This is a genomic window from Saccharibacillus sp. WB 17 (assembly GCF_008634075.2).
GTDB lineage: Bacteria > Bacillota > Bacilli > Paenibacillales > Paenibacillaceae > Saccharibacillus > Saccharibacillus brassicae.
The window spans coordinates 13,748-36,708 of record NZ_VPFK02000043.1; the positions used below are offsets into that span (position 1 = coordinate 13,748).

The 22,961-nt window shown below is 41.4% G+C and carries 18 protein-coding genes; 1 reads left to right on the forward strand and 17 read right to left on the reverse strand.

The window, feature by feature from the left end:
* Nucleotides 1-56 precede the first annotated feature (56 nt).
* The 17 genes from FTE24_RS19220 to FTE24_RS19300 all read right to left on the reverse strand — a co-directional run bounded on the left by FTE24_RS19220 (nucleotide 57) and on the right by FTE24_RS19300 (nucleotide 20,185).
* Entirely contained in the window at nucleotides 57-983 is a 927-nt protein-coding gene (locus FTE24_RS19220) for a glycosyltransferase family 2 protein (protein WP_150235324.1), read from the reverse strand.
* Nucleotides 984-1,010: 27 nt separating this feature from the next.
* Nucleotides 1,011-1,241, reverse strand: a complete 231-nt coding sequence (locus FTE24_RS19225; RefSeq protein WP_150235322.1) for an acyl carrier protein — start codon at nucleotides 1,239-1,241, stop codon at nucleotides 1,011-1,013.
* Between the two features lie 21 nt (nucleotides 1,242-1,262).
* Nucleotides 1,263-2,261 carry a 3-oxoacyl-ACP synthase III family protein gene (locus FTE24_RS19230; RefSeq protein ID WP_150235320.1) on the reverse strand — a complete coding sequence of 333 codons (999 nt, stop codon included), beginning with the start codon at nucleotides 2,259-2,261 and terminating at the stop codon, nucleotides 1,263-1,265.
* Between the two features lie 125 nt (nucleotides 2,262-2,386).
* Nucleotides 2,387-3,232: a dTDP-4-dehydrorhamnose reductase gene (gene rfbD / locus FTE24_RS19235; RefSeq protein WP_150235318.1), complete on the reverse strand. Its 846-nt coding sequence runs from the start codon at nucleotides 3,230-3,232 to the stop codon at nucleotides 2,387-2,389.
* Nucleotides 3,229-4,251 carry a dTDP-glucose 4,6-dehydratase gene (gene rfbB / locus FTE24_RS19240; RefSeq protein ID WP_150235316.1) on the reverse strand — a complete coding sequence of 341 codons (1,023 nt, stop codon included), beginning with the start codon at nucleotides 4,249-4,251 and terminating at the stop codon, nucleotides 3,229-3,231. Before rfbB ends, rfbD begins: the two co-directional genes overlap by 4 nt.
* Nucleotides 4,252-4,308: 57 nt before the next feature.
* A complete protein-coding gene (gene rfbC, locus FTE24_RS19245) occupies nucleotides 4,309-4,857 on the reverse strand; it encodes a dTDP-4-dehydrorhamnose 3,5-epimerase (protein ID WP_150235314.1) in 549 nt (182 codons plus the stop codon).
* Nucleotides 4,858-4,874: 17 nt separating this feature from the next.
* On the reverse strand, nucleotides 4,875-5,618 hold the full coding sequence (locus FTE24_RS19250; RefSeq protein WP_150235312.1) for a sugar phosphate nucleotidyltransferase: 744 nt from the start codon (nucleotides 5,616-5,618) through the stop codon (nucleotides 4,875-4,877).
* Between the two features lie 28 nt (nucleotides 5,619-5,646).
* On the reverse strand, nucleotides 5,647-6,051 hold the full coding sequence (locus FTE24_RS19255) for a GtrA family protein (RefSeq protein ID WP_237401848.1): 405 nt from the start codon (nucleotides 6,049-6,051) through the stop codon (nucleotides 5,647-5,649).
* The gene (locus FTE24_RS19260; protein WP_150235310.1) at nucleotides 6,002-6,937 is read right to left on the reverse strand and encodes a glycosyltransferase family 2 protein; all 936 of its coding nucleotides are present in this window, start codon (nucleotides 6,935-6,937) and stop codon (nucleotides 6,002-6,004) included. Before FTE24_RS19260 ends, FTE24_RS19255 begins: the two co-directional genes overlap by 50 nt.
* Nucleotides 6,918-8,012: a DegT/DnrJ/EryC1/StrS family aminotransferase gene (locus FTE24_RS19265; protein ID WP_150235309.1), complete on the reverse strand. Its 1,095-nt coding sequence runs from the start codon at nucleotides 8,010-8,012 to the stop codon at nucleotides 6,918-6,920. Before FTE24_RS19265 ends, FTE24_RS19260 begins: the two co-directional genes overlap by 20 nt.
* Nucleotides 8,013-8,061: 49 nt before the next feature.
* On the reverse strand, nucleotides 8,062-8,616 hold the full coding sequence (locus FTE24_RS19270) for an acyltransferase (RefSeq protein WP_150235307.1): 555 nt from the start codon (nucleotides 8,614-8,616) through the stop codon (nucleotides 8,062-8,064).
* Nucleotides 8,613-9,032 (reverse strand): sugar 3,4-ketoisomerase, encoded by a 420-nt coding sequence (locus FTE24_RS19275; RefSeq protein WP_150235305.1) that lies wholly within the window; start codon nucleotides 9,030-9,032, stop codon nucleotides 8,613-8,615. Before FTE24_RS19275 ends, FTE24_RS19270 begins: the two co-directional genes overlap by 4 nt.
* A gap of 15 nt (nucleotides 9,033-9,047) precedes the next feature.
* Entirely contained in the window at nucleotides 9,048-10,379 is a 1,332-nt protein-coding gene (locus FTE24_RS19280; protein ID WP_160441835.1) for a glycosyltransferase family 39 protein, read from the reverse strand.
* A 100-nt stretch (nucleotides 10,380-10,479) separates the two neighbouring features.
* Nucleotides 10,480-12,489: a glucosyltransferase domain-containing protein gene (locus FTE24_RS19285; RefSeq protein ID WP_150235301.1), complete on the reverse strand. Its 2,010-nt coding sequence runs from the start codon at nucleotides 12,487-12,489 to the stop codon at nucleotides 10,480-10,482.
* Nucleotides 12,490-12,597: 108 nt separating this feature from the next.
* The gene (locus tag FTE24_RS19290) at nucleotides 12,598-17,700 is read right to left on the reverse strand and encodes a glycoside hydrolase family 99-like domain-containing protein (protein ID WP_150235298.1); all 5,103 of its coding nucleotides are present in this window, start codon (nucleotides 17,698-17,700) and stop codon (nucleotides 12,598-12,600) included.
* Between the two features lie 30 nt (nucleotides 17,701-17,730).
* Nucleotides 17,731-19,401 carry an ATP-binding cassette domain-containing protein gene (locus FTE24_RS19295; RefSeq protein WP_150235296.1) on the reverse strand — a complete coding sequence of 557 codons (1,671 nt, stop codon included), beginning with the start codon at nucleotides 19,399-19,401 and terminating at the stop codon, nucleotides 17,731-17,733.
* Nucleotides 19,402-19,414: 13 nt separating this feature from the next.
* Entirely contained in the window at nucleotides 19,415-20,185 is a 771-nt protein-coding gene (locus FTE24_RS19300; RefSeq protein WP_150235294.1) for an ABC transporter permease, read from the reverse strand.
* Nucleotides 20,186-20,581: 396 nt separating this feature from the next.
* Between FTE24_RS19300 and FTE24_RS19305 the strand changes: the two genes are divergently transcribed.
* Nucleotides 20,582-22,930 carry an O-antigen ligase family protein gene (locus FTE24_RS19305; RefSeq protein WP_237401849.1) on the forward strand — a complete coding sequence of 783 codons (2,349 nt, stop codon included), beginning with the start codon at nucleotides 20,582-20,584 and terminating at the stop codon, nucleotides 22,928-22,930.
* The last annotated feature ends 31 nt before the right edge of the window (nucleotides 22,931-22,961 follow it).

Genomic DNA, 22,961 nt, shown 5'->3' on the forward strand with positions numbered 1-22,961 from the left:
ATTCGGTTAAGGAAAGACTTGGAAGTGTTCCCCATGAACTTCATAACGGCCCCGATTTAAATATAACCGCTCAGAATCAGCAGGCGAAACAGCCTGTTCTCCAGAGCGGACTGGCGGTACAGCTTGGAGCTTCTCAGGTAAGCCGCGCGCTGCCCCGGAGTCGTCCGCGGCGCGATGAAGGCTTCCAGCTGCCGCAGCTTCTCGGAATCGCCGAGCTGCCCGCCATACAGACGATGAAATTCCCTGGCCTGCGCGACCAGCTTGTGCGCCCCCCGATGCTTGCGGAAGCTGCCCCATTTTTTCTTAAGCTTGCCGAGCGCCGACACTTCGCCGCCGACCGCGTTGCCGCCGTGCTGCCGATACAGGATCGAAGGCTGCGGATCGTAGATCGCTTCCCCGAACGCGGACACGCACAGATACAACCACCAGTCGTGCATGAGCACTTTGTCCGTTTGCGGCATATGCTCCCGAATCAGCTGCAGCGCCGCGCGGTTGAACGTGACGGTGGCGCCGACCGCGATGTTCTGCACGAGCGCGTTATAAAAAGCGGCTTCCCGCTGCGGCCGCTCCGGCCATTGTCCCAGCGGATTCAAGTCCGCGTCGGCCAGCTGCGTCGACGTGAACACCATCGCCGGAACGCCGGCCTTCACGTTGGACAGACGACCTGCCGCCCGCTCCATTTTGTCCGGCAGCCAGACGTCGTCCTGATCGCAGAAGCAGAAGTAGTCGGCCGTCTCATCCGCTTGGCGAATCAGTTCGAAAAAGCTCGGGATAACGCCTATGTTCTCGCCTTTTTCCAAAAAGACGGTATGGGATTCCGACGCCCGATACCGTTCGACGATCGCGGCCGTTGCGTCGGACGAACCGTCGTCGCGAACGCGAAGCGACCATTCCCCATGCCCCTGCCCGGACAAACTGTTCAACTGCGCCTGGATATAGCTCTCCCCGTTATAGGCGGACAGCAGCACTTGGACTCTGTTCATCGTTCACCCTCATTTGAAGCCTGTTGTTTAAAAAAGACGGCCTTCCACAACTTTCAAAACATCTCCGAACGTCTTGAATTCATTGAGGGCTTTGCCATCCAATTTGATGCCGAACTTATCTTCAATGAATGCTTCCAAGGCCACTTTGGTCAAAGAGTCCCAGTCTTCCAAGTCGTTCAATTCCGTAGACTCGTTAACTGTTCCCGATTCGACCATGACGATTTCTTCAAACTCGGAAATAAATGCTTGCTTGTCCATGATTATTCCCCCAAATTTGTATTATTTAAAATTCAAGCGGATATCGCAGGCGCCCCAAGAATATCCTACGCCAAATCCAAGCAGCATCACTTTTTGACCGTTTCCGACTTTGCCTTCTTCATAGCCCCTGATCAACGCTATAGGGATCGACGAAGAAACCGTATTGCCACAGTCGGCAAATTCGATTGAAAATTTTTCTTTGGGAATATCGAGTTTTCTTCGAAGGGTCTCCAGCATATATTGGTTCGCCTGATGAAAAACAAAATATCCGTAAGAATCCAGCGTTTCTCCCGTCTTATCCATCAAGGCTTGAACAGTAGACGGTACCCGCAACACGGCGAAATTGAAAATTTCCGCCCCATTCATGTAAAGGTTGTTTTTGGATCTGACGTTGCCTACGGAATCTTCATGCTCTTCCGCAGTCAAAGACGTCATCGGTTGCCGCAACCCTCCAGCAGGCACGATCAGATGCTCGGCCCCAGATCCATCCGTACCAAACACAAAAGGACCAATCGATAACTCTTCAACTTCTTCTGCCGCTATTAGAGTAGCCGCTGCCGCATCGCCGAAAAGCAGTTTTACATTGCGGTCTTTAGGATGAATATATTTGCTATAGGTATCCGAGGTGATAAACAATACATTTTTCGCCATTCCCGTTTCAATCAAGCCTTTCGCAAGAGAAAGACCGTAAATATAACCGGAACAACCCAGGTTAATATCCAATGCTCCGCACGACATTGGCAGCCCCAAACGCTCCTGAAGCAAACAGGCCGTGGTTGGCAAATAATAATCCGGCGATTGCGTACAATAAATCAAATAGTCGATTTCTTCCGGAACACATTTCCCCGAATCGAATAACTTTTGAACAGCCCGCACAGCCAAATCGGAAGCAAACTCTTCTTTTCCCGCGATATGTTTTACGTTGATCCCAATTTTCTTGGTCATTCTGTCGTTAGGGTCGTTGTAATCCGTTCCTTCCGGAAAGTAGTAATCTATAGCCTTGATATAACTCGCTGGCATGTCATTCCCTCCGATCGCATTCGATTTATCGATGACGGAACAAGGATTACAAGTTCATTTTCATTTTATCAAAAAAGGTTCTGATCTACCAGATCCATCCTGTCGACTCTGTTCATCGTTCACCCTCATTGCTTGGCTTGTGTTATAAAACGCTTCAATCCGTCCCGCCAATGCGGCAGGTCTTCGAGATCGTTGGCGCGGATCGCCGTGTGGTCCATCACCGAGTACGCCGGGCGCTTGGCCGGACGGGGAAACTGCTCCGTCGTGACCGGCAGCACATCGACTTCAAGGCCGGCTTCCGCAAATATCGCTTCCGCGAACTCATGCCAGGAACAATGTCCGGCATTCGAAGCATGGTAAAAGCCGTATTTTTCCGTTTGGATCAGCTGCAGCAGGAAGACGGCCAGATCCACCGTATACGTCGGCGAGCCCACTTGGTCATGCACCACGCTCACGCTGTCACGGTCCGCTCCCAGCTTCAGCATCGTTTTGACGAAGCTGCTGCCGTGCGGCCCGTACACCCACGAAGTTCTCACGATAAAATATTTCGAGCTGAGCGACTGGGTCAGCACTTCGCCCGCCCGCTTGCTCTCGCCGTAGACGGTCTGCGGAGCCGTGTTGTCGTATTCCCGGTACGGGCGATCGGCCTGTCCGTCGAACACGTAGTCCGTGCTGATATAGACGAACTTGGCTCCGGCCTGTTCGGCGGCGACGGCCAGATTGCGCGTTCCGGCGGCGTTGACGCGATAAGCGCCGTCCGCGTCTTCTTCCGCCGCATCGACAGCCGTGTAGGCGGCGCAGTGAATGATGACTTCCGGCATAAAATCGCCGATCACTTCGTCGCACTGCCGCGGGTCGACGATGTCCAGCTCGGCGCGGCCGCAGCCTCGGACTTCATGGCCTTCCTGCTTCAGCAAAGCCACGACGTCGCTGCCGAGCTGTCCGTTCGCTCCGGTAACGAGCACCTTCATTGCGATTCTCCGAGGCGTTCGCCGTACTGCTGGGCATAATATTGTTCGTATTCGCCGGATTGAATCCGGGTCCACCATTCTTGGTTGTCCAGGTACCAGGCGATCGTCTCGCGAATGCCGGTCTCGAAATTATGTTTCGGCTTCCAGCCGAGTTCGTTCGTGATCTTCGCCGGGTCGATGCCGTAGCGGCGGTCGTGGCCCGGACGGTCCTGCACGTACGTAATCAGCGATTCCGGCTTGCCGAGCTGTTCCAGAATCGTGCGGATAATATGCAGATTGGTCCGTTCGTTGTTGCCGCCGATGTTATACACTTCGCCGTTTACCCCTTCGTGAATGACGAGGTCGATCGCGCTGCAGTGGTCTTCCACGTACAGCCAATCCCGGATGTTGAGGCCGTCGCCGTATACCGGCAGCGGCTGGTCGTTCAGCGCTTTGGAAATAATGAGCGGGATCAGCTTCTCCGGGAATTGGTACGGGCCGTAATTGTTGGAGCAGCGCGTAATATTGACCGGGAGTCCGAACGTCTCGTGATAAGCGCGCACAAGTAGGTCGCCGCCCGCTTTGGAAGCGGAGTAAGGACTGTTCGGCGTCAGCGGCGTTTCTTCCGTGAACAGGCCGGTCTCGCCGAGCGTTCCGTACACTTCGTCGGTGGACACCTGCACGAATTTGGTCACGTTATGCTTTTTGGCCGCGTCGAGCAGCACCTGGGTGCCGAGCACGTTCGTCTTCACGAACACGTCCGGTTCCAGAATACTGCGATCCACATGCGATTCCGCCGCAAAGTTGACGACGATGTCGACGCCCTGCCCGATCAGCTCGTCCATCTTGGCCGCATCGCAGATGTCGGCTTTGACAAACGTATGCTTGGGATTCTTCTCAATGGCCTTGAGGTTCTCCAGGTTGCCTGCATAAGTGAGCGCATCCACGTTGACGATTTCGTACTCGGGATGCTGCTGAAGCATGTACAGAACGAAGTTGCTGCCGATAAAGCCGGCTCCGCCGGTAATGAGTAGTTTCATAAGTTAGTTGCCTCCTGTTCTCGTGTAAAAAGCTCTCCTTGCGGAGAGCCCTGTATCTTATTCGAAGTTCAGTTCCGCGTCTTGCAGCAGCGGATGCTTTTGATCTTTTTCCGACAGAACCGGATCCGACGTCGGCCAATCGATGCCAAGTGCCGGATCGTTCCACAGGATGCCCCGATCGTGCTCCGGCGAGTAATACTCGTCGACTTTGTACATGACCTGGGTGTTGGGAACCAACGTGCAGAAGCCGTGCGCGAACCCTTTCGGGACGAGCAGTTGGCGATGATTGTATTCGCTTAAGATAAACCCTTCCCATTGGCCGAAAGTCGGCGACCCGCGGCGGATATCGACGATGACATCGTAGATTGCACCCGATATAACTCTTAAAATTTTAGTTTGTGCTTTAGGATTCATTTGATAATGAAGCCCTCTCAGTACTCCTGCTTCTGCAGACAATGACTGATTGTCTTGTACAAATTCGTAGTGGATGCCCTCATGTTGTAATTGAACTTGATTGAAGCTCTCCATAAAAAAGCCGCGTTGGTCTCCATGTACGACTGGCTCGATAATCGCTGCTCCCTGAAGTTTTAAAGGAGTTACCTTCATTGGTTGCTCCTCCTAACTTAAAGTTTAAGTTTACCGAACTCTGTTCCGAACACCATTTCTTTAGCCAATTCATTTGCTCGAGCCAATGAAGGATGCGTGCCTGCATCGGTCCACCATCCTTCAAGCACATCATACGTGAGTTGGCCATTTTGAATATAAGCATTATTTACATCGGTAATTTCCAGCTCTCCACGCTCCGAAGGTTTAAGCGTTTTGATAATATCGAATACAGTATGGTCGAACATATAAATGCCTGTAACCGCATAGCTGCTTCTAGGCTGCTTAGGTTTTTCTTCAATCGAAATGATTTGATTGCCTTTTATCTCAGGTACTCCAAATCGAGTCGGATCATGAACTTCCTGAATCAAAATCTTGGCTCCAAGAATTTGTTCACGGAAGTTATTTACGTACGGAGTAATATCGTCTTCAAATACATTATCACCTAAAATAACAACCATTTGATCTTGACCCACAAATTGTTCGGCAAGATTAAGGGCTTGAGCGATACCTCCTGCTTCATCTTGTACTTTGTAAGTGAAGCAAACTCCCATTTCACTCCCACTTCCAAGAAGATTAACGACGTCTCCCATATGATCTTTACCTGTAACAATCAAAATATCCTGAATACCTGCTTTTCTAAGCTTATAAACCGAGTGGAAGATCATCGGATACTTTCCAACGGGTAGCAAATGCTTGTTTGTTACTTTTGTTAAGGGATAAAGTCGTGACCCTGTTCCTCCAGCTAAAATAACACCTTTCATTTGTAGCCACTCCTTTACTCTACTTTATTCATTTGGTCTTGATAATGAACTTGGACAACAAAAACGAAAGAGGAATTGTAACTATGACAGAAATAATAGGGACTATAATCTCAGAGATGTATAAATAATCAACAAGCACATATAAAAGCAACAAATTAATCGCATACTGTACCAAATAAACGATAGGGAATTGAATAAAACTTTTAAAAGTAACATTTGTTTTGAAAACAAATTTCACGTTCAAACCATAAGAAATAAAAATCCCACATACATATGAAATGGTGTAAGCAACTCTATAATCCAAAAAATTCAATAAAATCAAGTAAATAATGTAGGTTGCAAGAGTATTTAAGCCTCCACTAATTAAAAAACGTAAAAACTCTTTATTTGTAAGTTTCGTCCACAATATATGCCGGCCGTTTTCTACTCTCATCCAAGATCCTCCATAAATATTCCCCGATTATTCCTAACATCACCATAATAATTCCGAGAAGAAAAGTAATCAAAGCAATAATTGTAGACCACCCTTGAAGTTGAATAGCTCCTACAAAAAAATTGATCACTATGAATACTCCGTAGAAAAAACTCAGCATAGCGGTAATGATGCCTAATACCGACATAAATCGAATGGGTGTATATGAGAAACTTACAAACGAATCTACAAACAACTTCACTTTTTTCGCTAAAGTCCATCTGGATTTTCCGAGTTTGCGTTCCTGTCTGATATAGGGAATGGTTTCCCGTTCATGACCAAGCCAATAAATCAAGCTCATGACGTTTGTATTCTTCTCTTCCATATGCAGAACCTCTGAAGCGATTTGCTGATCGATAAGTAAAAAGTCGAACCCGCCTTTAGGGTAATCTTTTAAAGCGTACTTTTCTAAAAGATAGTAATAAGTATTCGCAAATAACTTCTGGGAAAAAGACTCTTCTCGATCTTCTCGCGTAGCCAAGATAACTTTCTTCCCGTTTTTCCAATGTTCAATCATTTCTACGAAAAGTTCTGGAGGATCCTGAAGGTCCGCTGCAATAATACCAATGCAGTTCCCCGTAGCATGCTGTAAGCCTGCCTGTATAGCCGACATAGACCCAAAATTACGGCTAAGTTTGATCACTTTAATTCTCGAGTCGCGATCACGCTGTTCCAAAAGCAACTGAAGCGATTTATCCTTGGAACCGTCATCAACAAAAATCAATTCCAGGTCCCATGCCGGAAGAAGTTCCTGTAAGCTTTGTAACCGTGGAACGGTAAACGGAATATTCAATTCGTTAAAATAAACGGGCACTACGATGGAAAGTTTAAGTCGGTCTGTATTCATTGATAGCCTCCGCCACGTACTCGATATCCGACCACTCCATTACAGGGCTCAATGGAATACTTACCACTTCAGAATGAATAAGCTCGGATACTGGATAGCTGCATGCATTCAATTCTTCATAAGCCTTCTGCTTATGTGGCGGAACCGGATAATGGATCATTGTTTGTATTCCTTTTTCTTCCATGAAAGTAATAAAAGCAGATCGGTTCTGCACTCTCACAACATAAACGTGCCAAACATGTCCTTCACTTGTCTGGCTATGTGGAAGCAAAACAGCTTCATTTTTGATCTCACGATTGTAGTACTCCGCAATTCGCCTTCTATAGTTATTTTCTTCATCAAGATTATTTAATTTAGCTAATAATATAGGAGCTTGCAGTTCATCCAATCTACTATTATAACCTTTATAAACATTATGGTACTTTTTCTCCGATCCATAGTTCCGCAGTGCTGCTAGCTTGGCGTAGAGCTCAGAATCGTTAGTCGTAATAGCTCCAGCGTCCCCTAATGCCCCCAAATTCTTCCCCGGGTAAAAACTGAATGCTGCTGCATCGCCAAGCCTACCGACCTTTTCACCTTGGTAAAAAGCACCATGCGCTTGCGCACAGTCTTCGATTATTTTCAATCCGTGACGTCGAGCTATATCCTGAATCGGCTTCATATCACAAACCTGTCCATATAAGTGAACGACCATGATAGCCTTTGTTCGACTGGTGATTTTTCTCTCGATTTCCTCGGGGTTGATATTATAAGTTGAAATGTCGGGTTCTACTAAAACCGGAGTAGCTCCATTGGCAGAAACCGCCAATATAGACGCTATATATGTGTTGGATGGAACAATGACTTCGTCTCCTGCTCCTATGCCATAGGCATGAATGATCAATTCAAGCGCATCCAATCCATTGGCCACGCCTAGGCAATGCTCCGTACCGCAATAATCGGCAAACGCCTCCTCAAAACGCTTTACTTCCTGCCCGAGTATATACCATCCGGATTCAATGACCTTACGTACACCCGCTTCAATAGCTTCTTGATAACGCAGGTTGATTTTTTTGAGATCCAAAAAGGGAATCATAATTGTGCCCACCTTATAAATAATAGGATTTCACTTCACTTCATTCCATTTACAATTGGACAATTTCCCCATTTAAAATCTTATACTTTGTTTGACAAGAAACACAAACGAATTCATCATTCAGTTTTTCTCCACAATTGCAAATATAATTCTTGAAAACGGCTGGATTCCCATACCAAAGCGTATTTTTTGGTATGTCTTTTGTAACAACCGCTCCAGCCCCAATCATACAATAATCATTAAGGGTAACTCCTCCAACTATAGTTGCATTTGCTCCGATAGAGACCCCTTTTTTCAATACCGTTTTAAGAAATTGATCAGGATATTGTTTAGAACGAGGCCGTATGTCATTGGTAAAAGTTACATTTGGACCTATAAACACATCGTCCTCAATGGTGATGCCGTCCCAAATATAAACTCCTGATTTGACGGTCACTCGGTCTCCGAGACGTACGTCATTTTCAATGAAAGTATGATCATTGATATTACAGTCTTCCCCGATTACCGCGCCCGGAAGAATATGAGAAAATGCCCAAATGCGTGTTTTTTCACCGATCTGATCGCTTTCGACGATTGCTTTCTCATGCTTAAAATAATTACTCATTTGCCATACACCTCTTTAAAAACTTCGTAATTCCGAATGTAATCATCGGCATCATAAAGCTCGGAAGCAAGGACAAGTAAAACACAGTCTTCAGAAAAGTCATACATTTCATGCCAATCTTCCGGTTCCAATAAAAGAATTTTGTTAGGGGAATCTAACACAACATCTTCCTCCCGAATCGTATTATTCAAAAACACTGTACAGCTTCCCGAAACGCTTATGAGAGCTTGTCTGGTTTTGTAGTGAGCATGAAAACCACGCCGAATTCCAGGTAACGTTTTATAAATGTAAAAGACTCTCTTAATAGAAAACGGAATATTTTTATTTTCTTCAAGGACAGTGAGCAGGCCTCTCTCATCGCCATTTTCCTTGACCGTAATCAACCGACTCCCGTTTTGTTCATCATTCAATTCCATATTGCCCTCCTAGGTTTAGAACCAATTTATTCTACCCGTTGTACTGTCTAAAAGGAAAGAAGCGCCAAACATAAGCATTATGAATATTAACGCCGCAATTACATGAATACAACCTTTTCTTATTGTAACCGATTTTTTTTGCTCTAATAAAAAGTGGAAAGCTTTTTCTAAGTAAAGACCAGCAAAAGGTAACAGCAATAAAAAAACTGGATAACCAAATCGCGATTCTACAACTGTAGTTCCTATAAAAGCCAAGTACATAATAGAAAAAATAAGAAGAGAAATAAATTTGAATGCAGCTTCTTTCTCATATTCTTTTCTTTTTTTCACAGCATTATAAATTCCAGAAAAGCAAATGAACCAAAAGATATAAAGAAAGATTGAGCCTATTATACGACTCAATGGGTAAAAGTCATTGATATAAGTATCAATATATCCCCAATCAAGTGCACTAAATATATGAATTACATATACAAAAATAAATTTGAGTGGGTTATCAAGCAATAAACCATAAATACTCATATCAGGATCTACTGTAAATGGTACTGAAAATATTAATTGTGCTTTTTCATCAGGAATAATTACTGTTCCATATTTGAGATATGTAGCTGCTAGCTTACTTTGAAAAGCATAAAGATCTTGATGAACCAAAAATGACCACTCATTAAACTGCTTAACGTTATTATAAATTTGAGGGAAGAACATTACAGGTATAAAGAGTGCCCCTATGATTAAAGAAGAAATTTTGACTTTTCTGAATAAGTACCACTTCAAAAGAATTACGATAATCATCGGAAAGATAAATATTAAAGAAGAAGGACGTATCATTATAGCCATCCCCATAAATATAAAGGATAAGATAAAAGTTTTATTCTTATCCATATCGCCTGATAAAAGTTTTAAGAGCGCTAGTATCACAAAACATGTTGCAAAAATATCTGTAAGAAGAAGAGTTGTAGCTTGAATTAAATACGGATTTAAAAACCCGAAAAATATAACAGCCCAAAATCCAAATGCTTTTTTTTGTCCAAAGAAGGTTTTTGCTACCTTATAAACTGTGTATAGATATATAAAATACTGCGAAAAAATAACAATTATTTTAACACTGCTCACTTGATAATCTGTAAATAAACTTAAAACCGCAATGATTAGTGGATAGAAATATGTTCTTAAAGATTCGTTTACATTGAACAATCCTGTTCCTGTAACATGCTTTCCAACATAATAATATCCGACTTCGTCGTAAAAGAGCGTTGAAAAATTTTGCTTAAAATATATTGAAAAAATAATTAGTGAAATTGCTGTTACACTAAATGCAAGAAGTGCTCTACTCCAATTTTGCAACATTTTTCCCCCTCCAGTATGCATCACTATCACTAATCAAGTATTCTTTATTTCATTGGTCTAAACTTAATAAAGTTTGTATAAAGAACAGAATTAAATATAATTATTTATAAAATTCAATGCTTTTCAGTGTAATTGTTGAGTTATCTGGAGGATCGATCCTCATGCTTTTCACTTCTCTCATAAGTCTCTGTCTATCACAGTAAATTACATTCACTCCTTTCTTGAGCAACACAGTGCCATTAAACCGTCCACTATACATCCCTTCTTCTTCCGCTAAAAATAATTGCAGGTCACCTTCAGTATCTGATTCAATAATGAGACGAATATAGTCGAAAGAGTCTTTTTCAGCAACTGTATTTAACGAGAACGATGCTTGAGGATCAGCATCTGTCGAGACTATCTTTATCCCTTTAGATGTTTCCTTGAATTCTCTCATAGCATAGTTGTACGTCATATTTGTAAAGCCAATATGTGAGAAAGCTGATTTCTCTATTTTTCTTTCAGGATCGTTCACTAAATTTAAAGCATAGTTAGAAGGATCTTCGGAAAGCTTTACAATAATCATTTCTTTTTTTACTGCTACAGACCCCGAAGCAGGCCAACTAGGCATATCTAAAGATAGCTTTTTACCTTCTTCAATTTGTACAGATGAAGGTTCTAAAAACTCATATCCCAAAGAGTTCATAAAATTCCGCATACGTATAGGATTTCCTCCATCCCATTCAAAAAACGAATACCCAAGTACTTCCTGTTTAATAATATTAGGTCTAGCTTCTTGGGTGTGCTGACCGATATATACAACTGGATAAGTTGAATTCTCATCAGCCGCTAAAGTAGAGATTCTGTCATTAAGTTGTGCAGCTAAACCTTTATCTTCTTCATAGCGATTATAGTCACTATAAAATAAACGAGAAACTGCTAGAGATTGATAAAAACTTCCCCATAATACGAGTAAAATTAGAAGGAATTTTAACCCTTTATTTTTAACTGAACAGTATAATAAAAACCAAGCAATTGCTACGAACAAGGAAAAATTTAAGTTCACACGTATAGGGACGGGAGCTCCTAATAAAATCGGCATGAGAAAAGGTGTAGCTGCGAGGACTAAAACGAGAAGCAATACAACCGTATTTTTCCCTCTATTCTCTTTATCAGAAAAAAATTTATATATATAAATCATCAGTACAATCAGGCTGAAAATGAACCCGAAAAGAATCATTAGACTTCCATAAACAATATCTCCGACAACAATTTGTTTAAAATTGCTTAATAACTTTAATATGGATCCACCTATGTCATTGACGTTCCATGCAAAGAAATTCGAAATATAACCTGAAGGTGGAATATAAAATCCAATGATTTTATCAATCAATTTGTACATTACCAAACTCATAATCCCTACTAATGAAAATTTAAATACGTAAACAACTACTTCTTTCACATTTATTTTCACATCATCTTTTTGACTTGAAACTGCATGGATTAAAAAGCTAGCTATCATTCCCAATATAAAAACGGGTAAAAAAGATTGATAAATAGAAATACACAACATTAAAAAAACAATCCCTGTTAATATGTACGATTTCCCGGAATTTTTCACAAGGCCTTTAAAAACTAGCACTACAGAAAGTGAAGTAAGAATCCATCCTATCCCTAGTTCAAAATTCATTATAGAAAAACCCATGTTTTCCGCATACGCTGGAAAAGTAAAAAATAAAAGAATAGCAAGCAATGAGGAAGCTGCATATTTTTTTTTGTCAATGTTCTCCGATAAAACGCTATTAAGCTGGTAAGCCCATATTAATCCACTTACTGCCAAGCAAAAAACGCCTAAAAAAGCCGCAGTAATAGAATTAACATACCAATAGTTAAAAAACCATTTTATTAAAATTATACCAAACCTACCTTGACTCACCCAATCGTTACTTATAGAATCAGAAAACATTGCTTTTTCTTCGTCTATTGAAAGGGTCAACTGGGTTAACGGGATTCTATAGGCTAAAAAAGAGAAAAAGAGAAAAGGGATAATAAAAATCGAATTTTCTTTAACAAAATTATAGAAAAGGATGGATTCCTTCTTTATCCAGTTTTCATTTAAAATTTTAAGCATTTTGTCCCCCTAAAACAGTTAGAATAACTATTATTTCATTTGTTACTTCTACTCACTAATAATAGACGCTTGATCCCAAAAACTTAAAAATCAAGCGTCTATTCTCGATCATTTTCTTTTATTTAAACTCCGCATTTCTTCTACAGCATCCTTTGTAGCTTGTAAATAAGCATATCCGTACTTTTTATCCGGTTCAAGATATGTGCCTTCTCCCCACTCATTCCATGCATTTATGAATACCAATTCATCGTCCAAATCCATACGCTCTTTCTCTTCTAACATTACATCTTTCAACCATCTTTTGTAGAGTGCTGGAGTAGCTCCATGAAAAATCATGCCTTTATTATTCCTTCTTGCTGTATTATCCCACATTGGCATTACTGCACGATATAATTTAGGATAATTATAGTTGAAATATTTCTGATTCTCTACAAGATCTTTGTAATCAAAAATTTCACCTGCAAAGTCTGTTCGTGCATAGCTCAAATCTGGAGTAATATTTTTCGAATTTGTATACAAAGTTCCTGGATGAAATTCTGAGAGGGCATCATAACCCAGTGATAACAAATCGGTTTCTACCATATTTTCTTTAACTGCTATCAGATAAAGTTCACCTGCTCCATTTTTAAGGCAAAATTCTCTCCAGTATTGTATAACAATTTCAGGCTCGGGCATTAACGAAGGTCTGTAAATTGTTAACACTTTTTTGTTCTGAACCTCAATATAACGTGGATCCTTTAAGAAGCGTATCATATCATGAATTACATTTTTATAACTGTCTACGGTTTTGGGCTGCTCCATTAAAATTCCTGAATTAGTTCCGTCGAAACGTTTTGTCCAATTCTCATTTGCCCAGCACAATGAGAAAGGAAAATCAAGACTCTTATCCTCCAAAAACATTTCTATAGGTTTTTCCAACAACCTTTCACCATCAAACCAGTAATAATAAAAAGAAAAACCGTAGACCCCATACATTTTAGCTAACTCGATTTGCCGCTCCATATTCTCCCTCAACCGTAAATCATAGAAACCAAGCTCTCCAGGTAAACGAGGCTGATAGTGTCCAATGTACTGCGGAACAGCACGTGCTACATTGTCCCATTCAGTAACACCTTTTCCCCACCAAATTTCATTATGCTTATCCGGATGAAACTGAGTAAGATAATAAGCGATTATCTTACTGTCTTGGTTCTCTCTTACGTAAGGTTCTTTTGTGATCGGCACATGATTATTTAAATCTTTATTCGGAATACTCAAAACTTGTTCGATATAATCGGTTTGAATCTTACGCTGCTCCGGTAACACACTGTCATTTTCCAATTCATTTTTAGAACTCTCCATTTTGACTGTAGGGTTATAGGAGAGCATTTCAGGGAAATAACGAGATTTAAAGTTAACCATCATTTTTGTTTTCAAATCATCCGGAAGTAAAGGCATATTCCAAAAGATGTTTTTTAAGACTTGATAGCTTTTCTTTTCTTGAATATACGGCTTTGCCTCATCAACTACTTTCAAATCATTCATGAAGGGTTCTAATTGATTTTCTGATGCTTCAGATTTTTGTAACATTGGTTTAGCGTAATTATTATTAAAGGCCAAATTGAATGTTAGTTCGGCAACTCGCTGCCAAGTGTTTTCTAAAGCTTCTTTTTCCAATACATTAAGATAAGTTGCATCTTTTCTTAAATCAAGGGACCTTTGAACTTGTTCAATAAACTCATCTTGTTGATGCGCTATTAAACAAGAATCATATTTCAAACATTCAGGCAAAGCATAAGTAACTATAGGTTTTTTCAAAGCCATATATTCAAAAATCTTTACCGGTGAAACGGATTTTGTAATATCATTTAAAAGAAATGGAAGAATAGCAATATCATAAAATACAGCATATCGATTTAATTCTTCGTATGGCTTTGAACCGATGAAATGAATATTTTCTAAATTCAAAATTCCGCTGTGTTGTAACGAATCGTCATGTTCGTAACCGATTATCAACACGCTAAACCTTTGATCAGAAGCCAATTTGGCTAATACTTCATAGTCGATCCACTGTGCCAACGCTCCATGGTACCCTATAATTACTTTTCCACTTTCCACTATTTCTCTGATATCAGCAGGACAAACAGCTTTATCCTTAGTAATTGCCCAATGACTCAAGTCTACTCCGTTAGTAATGACTTCCATATTTTTATCTCTGTAAGGTTTAACTTGGTCGAATAATTTATCTGATGTTGCAATAACCGTAATCTCTTCATTTCTCATCGTATAGTCATGTCTTTCTAGGACAAATTGAGGTATGCTGCCTGTGATTTGCGGCGTAATCTCATCAATATACTCATATACAATTTTATATCCTTTATTCAAGAAAGCTTCCAATTCTTCTTTAGTTGTTGCTAGGTCTATGGACTGTAACCGAATGACGCGTTTTTCACTTCTCTGATCCAAAAATTCAAATAATCTTCTTTTCACTTCATAGTTATCTAAATTAATGATGCAAAGAGTCGGAGTTATAAATTTATAGATTTCAATATCTTTATCAACTAGTGGATGGGCTCCATAGAAAGATATGCCTCCCAATCCTCCAGCTTGTAAGGATAGATGTTGGAACCTTTGAAACAATGGAGTATGCCATCCCATAGGAACATGGAAAATATCAATGAAATCATGAGGGGTGTTCTCTACCCAGTTTTTGATTTGCTCCCATGCATCTCCTTTATCTAAGGATTCTGCAATTTCATTCGACTTTCTCACTTTATTTAAAATATCCGGCGCTTTACTATTTATTTTAAGTAACGTTTTTTTGACTCCATGATTCTTAAAGTTTTGATTCACTTTTCCAACTAGCATTTTTCCTTCTCTTGCATTATTTTTAATTCTTTTATTGGTATACTTGGCAAAATCCATAGAAGCCCTGATTGGTTTTGTAGAAAGCCAAACTTTAGATTTAATAACTACCTCATATTCAGTCGCCACTTTTTTCAAGTCACTTTCTAAGGTAGCTAATTGATTTTCTAAACTTGCTTTTTCTTCTTCAAATGCTAGTGTTTGTTCCAAGAGCTCTTTTTCTTTTTCTTGAATTGCTAAAATATTCTTATTTTTCTGGAAAATTAGTTGTTCATAATAGGCTTCGACTGCTTTTTTTTCATTTAGAAATCGATTTATAATTTCTGAATGTATTTCTTCGTCCATTAGTTTTTTAACTTTGAAGTGTATCATTAATAAATCCCCTTGCACAAACGTAAAATTATTTATATAGATTGGATCTCTATCCAAAAATAGATCTTCATCACTTTCATTCCCGCGAGGAGCAAAACTGTTATGAGGCTTCCACTCAATCTTTTCGCTTAAAATGTTAGATGATAAAATTGTGCAAAGAATAACGGCCCCCTCCAAAGGATCAAACCTTAAACCTTTGATATCCTTAAATGCTCCAATCTTAAATTCAACTTTTGCTTCTCCAGTTTCATTAGGTTCATACTGAAGCTCGATCTTTTCTTTTTCATTGAATCCCTGTCCAGTATCTACGTATAAATTCGCTTGAAAACTATCTTTATTAAACATTTTCGATGGATCTTCCAAGTAAATCGTGTTTCTTCTATACACCGATTTATCGAGCATTCCTACATACTGAAGTGAAAAATGCTTTTCCCATTCATAAAAGGTAGTAACCATATTAGGTGTAATTTTGTATCTTTCATATAAGGCTTCTATACCAAACACATTCTGAACTTCTTTATTCTTCTCATAAAATTCTTTTATAGCTCTCCAAACAACAAATTTCGATGGCAGTTTAAAACCGAGACACCACTCATAATCAAAAATCGTAAATTGAGATTCGTCGTAAAATACGTTATCAAATAACATGTCGATATTATCTATACGGGTAAACTCTAAATCTTCTAAAGCTTTTGTTTCCCCGAAGGCCTTATGAAATTCCGAACTATACAAATTGATTCCACATTCATATTCAACAATCATTTTTTTGAATTTATCAAGCAAAGCCAAAAAGAGGTTTCCATTTTGCGATGCTACTGTTTTTAATAGCATGTTTTCAAGAGTTATTTCCTTTATGTAAGGATAAGAAACATAATCCGAGCCTATCTCGAGAGGTAGAAGCGCTACTTCTGCATTTGCTGAAAAACTATCGTAAGCAATCTTCATTTGTTCCAAATGAGCAAATGCCTCTTTAGTAAGAGGCGTTTTTTTCACTTTTATGCCTTTGTCTGTTTTAATAATTGACGTATAAATTCTATACTCCTTTTTTCTGTTTGCATTAATTTTCGTATACAAAAATTCTGAATCTGCAAACTGCTTTTCTGGTTGATTTACAGCAGAAATTTCTACCAGAAAAGAGTTTGCAAACACACTCGCTGCTCGTTCTTCCACCAAGCTTTTCTGCATCTTAATCTCATCAAAAAGCATGTATCTATCCGTATCATAGCTGTTTACATCGTACGAAAGCGACACCAACTCGAAACCTTCATCTGTAAAAATGACTTCTGGAAATTTATAATCTGGGTATGGGTAATAAAATTTGTTAACTTGCAGCTCACTATTCTCAACAACCTGCTGCAGCTCGGTTTTAGAGAACGTACGAATTTTCTGATCAGTACGATAAGCGTTCAACCCAACGAATAGTTCGTTCAGGTGATCTTCTTTTGCACCAGCGAAGTACTTCATCCCAAGCCTATTTTCAATAGCTAATAGCATTACCCCATTCACATTCAAAAAAGGAGATAGCATCCGTAAAAACTGTTCATGTGGTTTATCTCCTGATATAAATTGGCCTGCATATTCTAATACTCCGTTTACGATAATATAATCAAATTTCCGATCTAGTTTTATGTTAGAAAGATTACCTACGAATATTTCTAAATTCTTCTTTGTTTTGTGTCTTGCATAATTTATGGCTGCCCTCTGGTAAGTTAGTTCAACTGAAGCGACATAAGAAGCTCTTTCACACAAAAGGCCTGTTAATGCCCCACATCCAGAACCAATTTCAAGGATGCTGCAATTATTTGAAAAAGGATACCAATTTAAAATATTTTCTCTTAAAGGAGAAAAATGATAAAAAAAAGGCCACTCAATTTTATCGGTTTGACTTACGTCGTAAACCCCGGATTCAGCTAACTTCAACATCTCATCTTCTATGCTTTTTCCATCCGTATAATTAGCTTCACCTTCATAAAAATCTAAAATCAGTTTCGCCAAGCTTTTCCCCTCACTTTTCTCGTTGTATATTTAATTTCCTGTTCTTTTTCTAATTGAATGCTCGTCCGGAGGCCCTACATCATAATGGATTTTTAAATCTTCAATTTTATCTTCATTGGCACAGAAAGAAACTATTGAAGAATAAGAATCAATGGTAGTAAGAAAAATTCGTCCGTCTATAAAAGAAAGCCCATATGGGATCCCTTTCAGTTCCAGCTTTTCGTATAACTCCTCATACTTGCCTTCTTTTAAGGAAGAGAGGCTTTTAGTTCTCAAAAAAGCCGGTTTAACAGTACCTTCTCCATCTTGATAAACCGTAATGTAGTAATAGCCATCAACTTTTAAAATATCGTTCATTCCGCTTATTTCAAAAGGAACCTCGTATTCTTGGACTTTTTCGAATGGGGAATGAATATGATCCGCAACAATGATTTTTCCAGGTCCAGAAGTGAAGTGAAGTTTATGATCAATGATTCGGATCGATCTAATATAAGAGTTTTTTTTCAGATAACCTAGCTTTATAACTTTCTCTTCGGATACGTCCTTCTCGAGATCTTTCAACATAAACACATGCTGAGACATAGCTGAGATCCCATAAAACATATTCTGATTTTCTTCATATACAATATGATTCGGTCTAAGGCCAATTTTATCTATCATTTTCGTTTGGATAAATTGATTGTCTTCTCTTGTAAAAACTCTTAATTCGTCCGCTTTTGTATCCTCTGTCAAATATATTTCTCCATTGCTTACTATAGAATGAGGATCACCTATATTTTCTGCCATTACCGACCATCCTTCTACAGGGTCGGATAAATTATCATTAAATATGATTCGATTGTGCCAGCAATCGACGATGAAATACTCATTGTTTATTTTTTCAATCCGAGTAGGAGAATATAAATTTTTCTTCCACTCGTTACTTGCCTCTTGATTGTGAGCACTTACTTGCTTTTGTTCTTCCTCCAAATATTCTTGTTTGGATTTACCCATATAAGCATCACAAACATCAGTCGCTTTTCCTACCATTTGTACTTCGCCGTGATCCAACCAAACCACACGATCACACATAGCACGGATCTGCTCAATACTATGGGAAACCATCAAAACAGTAGTTCCGCCGCTCATCAGTTCTCTCATTCTTTTAGCACTTTTCTTTTGAAACTTAGAGTCTCCAACAGAAAGAATTTCGTCTACAATTAAAATGTCGGGGTTAACTAAGGTTGCTATAGAAAAAGCTAATCTCATAGTCATCCCAGAAGAAAAGTTGCGAATTGGGGTATCCATAAATCCCTGTAGTTCAGAAAACTCCACAATCTCTTCATACTTGTCTGTCAAATATGCCTTAGAGTAGCCTAGTACAGATCCGTTCAGGAAAACATTTTCCTTAGCCGTCAAATCAACATCAAATCCAGCTCCCAATTCCAACATTGGAGCAATCGTCCCATCTACTTTCAAAGATCCCGATGATGGAAATAGAATACCTGATATCACTTTAAGAAGTGTGCTTTTTCCCGCACCATTACTACCTACAATACCTATTACTTCTCCTTGCTTAATATCAAAAGATACATTTTTCAAAGCTTTAAACTCTTTATACTCTAGTTTTCCAGTAGACTTTTTAAGTAAGAATTCTTTTAAAGTTGTAATACGGTCATTTGCTATTTTGAAATTTATAGACACATTTTTTACACTAATCACTTTAAGACCTCTCTCACAAATACATAATAAATTTATTTTGTGTGCGTTGGAAAACAAGTAAGCCTAAAAACAAAGATATTAAAGCAAATACCGCACAGTATACCCAAGCCATGAAATCAGGAAATCCGTTATTCAATATAATCACTCGTATGAAGCGGATAAAATGATACATGGGATTGAAATCTAAAAGAGTGAGCATGAATTTCGGTAATATACTTTCTGGATAAAAAATAGGTGTCACATAAGTCCAAATAGTTAGAATGATACTATATAAAAATTGAGTGTCCCTAAAGAAAACCATTAAAGAAGCCAAAAGAAAAGAAAGCCCACAAATAAACACAAACAAGCAACCTACCCCGTATAATAAAGCAATATGATGGTATGTAACTTCTTTTCCAGTTACTATAATTACGATGTATAAAGCCACTAAAGAGAAAAGAAAATTAACTCCCGAAGACAGTACTCGTGAAAAAGGATAAATATATTTAGGCATATAAACTTTATTAATTAAAGAAGCATTTTGAATGATACACGTCATAGACTGCGATGTTGCATCAGCCATGTAATTAAACATAATGATTCCACTAAGTAAGTAAACCGCGTAATTAGGAATATCAAAACGAAAAAGTGTAGAAAAAACCATGTATTGTACACTCATAATTAAAAGTGGATTGAGTAAGCTCCACAAAATTCCTAAAGCTGATCTTCTATACTTTGTTTTGAAATCTCTCTCTACAAGCTGAGAAAGAAGAAAATTGTATTTGCCGAATCCAATGATTCTCATTTTCCTTAAAAACTCCTTCCAAGCCTCAAGCCACCTTATTATTAACACAATTTTCTAAATAATCAAATGCTCATAGTAAAAATCAATCTCTAAGCCTCAATCTCTCTCACCTCATTATTTTCCTTGCAATAGTCCGGTTTGTTTTAGAACATTTCTTAATGTTTCTCCGAGCTATTAGATTATGCTAAAATACCCTAGTACATTCAAATCAAAGGAGCTATCACCTTGACTAACCAAGTATACGGTAATATGTATGACGAGTCGAGCACTAAGGAACGAACACCCATTGAACAGATGACTAACGGCTCAACGCTAATCTGGACTCTCGTATCAGCCCTCATTATATTCTTAATCTGGGCGCCTTTCCAGCAGGGATTGTTTAACGGGCAGCAGACCATGTTCGAAAGGCCGATCTATTGGGCGGTGATCTGGGCGGCTGCGCTGATGCTGCTGTGCGCGGCGGCGTTCGTGAAGCATATGCGCATCGCGGATCGCCGGGAGATTACGGCGGTATGGGTATGGCTGCTTCCGCTCACCTACATACTCTCGCTGATTCCGGCCGTTTCGCATTACATGGCGCTCGACATGATTCTGATCATGTGCGCCAACACGGCGTTTTTCTCGATCGGCGTCTTCCTGCTTCAGCATCGAGCGGCCGGGCGGGTCATGCGCGCCGCGCTGCTCTGGACGACTTACGTCGTTGTGATCTACGGCTTCATCAACTGGTTCGGCCAGCGATTGTTCGCGGGCAGCCTGGTTGGCTGGTTCACCCATATCGTCAGCAACGGCGTGTACGCCGACGCGGTCATGACGGACTCCAACGGTCTGCGGTTGGCTTCGGTGTTCCAGTACGCGAATACGTACGCCGCTTTCCTGATGGCGATGCTGTTCGCGGTTCTGTTTACGGCCATTCGCTCGGTTAAGGTCTATGACCGGCTGATACACGGCTTCATGCTCGTGCCGATCGTGCTGTCGATCGCGCTCACGCTCTCGCGCGGCGGACTGGTTATGCTGCCGATCGTATTCGTGCTCGTGCTGCTGCTGCTCAAGCCGGCCCGGCAGATCGTCTGGACGATCAACCTGCTGCTTTCGGTAGGCCTTGCGCTGATCGTGCTCAATCCGATCACGCAACTCGGGCTCAGCCTGAACCAGGTCTATAACGGCGTAGACGCGTTCAAGGGCTGGGGCCTGCTGATCGGGGCTTCGGCGGTCAATGCGGCGTTGATCTGGCTCGTGGGCCGCTACGTGCAGCCGTGGCTGGAGACGAAGTTCGCCGGATGGTCGGCGCGCAAAACGGCAAGCCTCTGGCTTCCGCTGGGCGGCGTCCTCGTCATCGCGGTGCTGGCTTTCCTGCTGATCGGAACCGGACTGCGCAACGCGCTGCCGGAAAATATGCGCGGCCGCGTGGAGAACATCAACTTCCAGCAGCACAGCGTTCTGGAACGGATTACGTTCTACAAAGACTCGCTGAAGCTCGTGGCCGACTATCCGGTACTCGGCGGCGGCGGCGGGGCCTGGTCAGCCCTGTACGAGAAGTATCAAAACAATCCGTACATCAGTAACCAGACGCACAATTACTTCCTGCAATATTTGGACGAGACCGGTATCGTGGGCCTGTTGATCCTGCTGTCGTTCCTCGTGTACGTGTTCTATCAGTATATTCGCAGTTATTACCGGACAGAAAACGAAGAAAAACGACACGCTCATTTCTTCTATTTCCTGATTGCGTTCTCGATTCTGATGCACAGCCTGCTCGATTTCAACATGAGCTACGTCTACATCAGCCTGCTCGTATTCTTTACACTGGGCGGCATGGCGGCGGGCATCCAGGCCAAGCCTCTGTTCGGGAAAAAGAAAAAGACCGAAAAAGTCGAAGGCGAAAGCAGCGGCACGGGCTTCCCGACGTTGTATGCCGTCGTCGGCAGCGTCGTCGCGATCGTGCTGGTGGTCGTATCCAGCCGTTATCTCGCTTCGATCAAAGCCGGCGAAGAAGCTTCGGCCCTGCTGCAGGGCACGGGACAGATCAATTACGAACAGGTCCGCGAGCCGCTCGACCGGGCGCTCGACGCCCGGCCGACGTACCCGTCGACCGTGTCGCAGCTCTCTTCGCTGCTGCAGGGCGTGTATAACAGCACGCAGGACGTCAACTACCTGGACGAAGCCGAGTCGCGCCTCAAAGCCGCCCTCGCCAAAGAACGCAGCAGCAAAGAACTGATCAACCAACTGGCTTCGGTCTATGCGCTGAAAAACGATGCCAAAAGCAGCTTTATGCTGTATGCGGACAATCTGGATCAATTCGCCTGGGATATGCAGTGGTACAACCAGGTGATTCTGCAAGCTTCCAATCTGGCTTATCAGGCTTTTGGGCAGGGCGATTTCGACACCCAGAAGCTGTATGCCGAGCAGGGAGCGGCCGCCTACGCCAAAATGCAGGCCGGCGTCGAACATCTGAAGACGCTGCCGGAAGGACAGCTGCAGGGCCGCGAATTCGCGATCACGCCGCAGCTGACGTTGAATGCCGGCAAATCGAATTATTTGGCGGGCAAGCCGGAAGAAGCGGTGACCCTGCTCAAAAGCATGTTGACGGACGACTATGCCAATCCGGACAATCTGGAAGCCGCCCGCTGGTATCTGATCGCGCTCAAAAAAGCCGGTCAGACCGATCAGGCGGTCTACGACAAAGTGATCAAAGCCGATTCTTCGGCCAAAGAACAGATCGATACGCTCTCTTCGATCGAATTTTGATCTGAAGCCGTTCGTCGTTGCCGAGGGATCG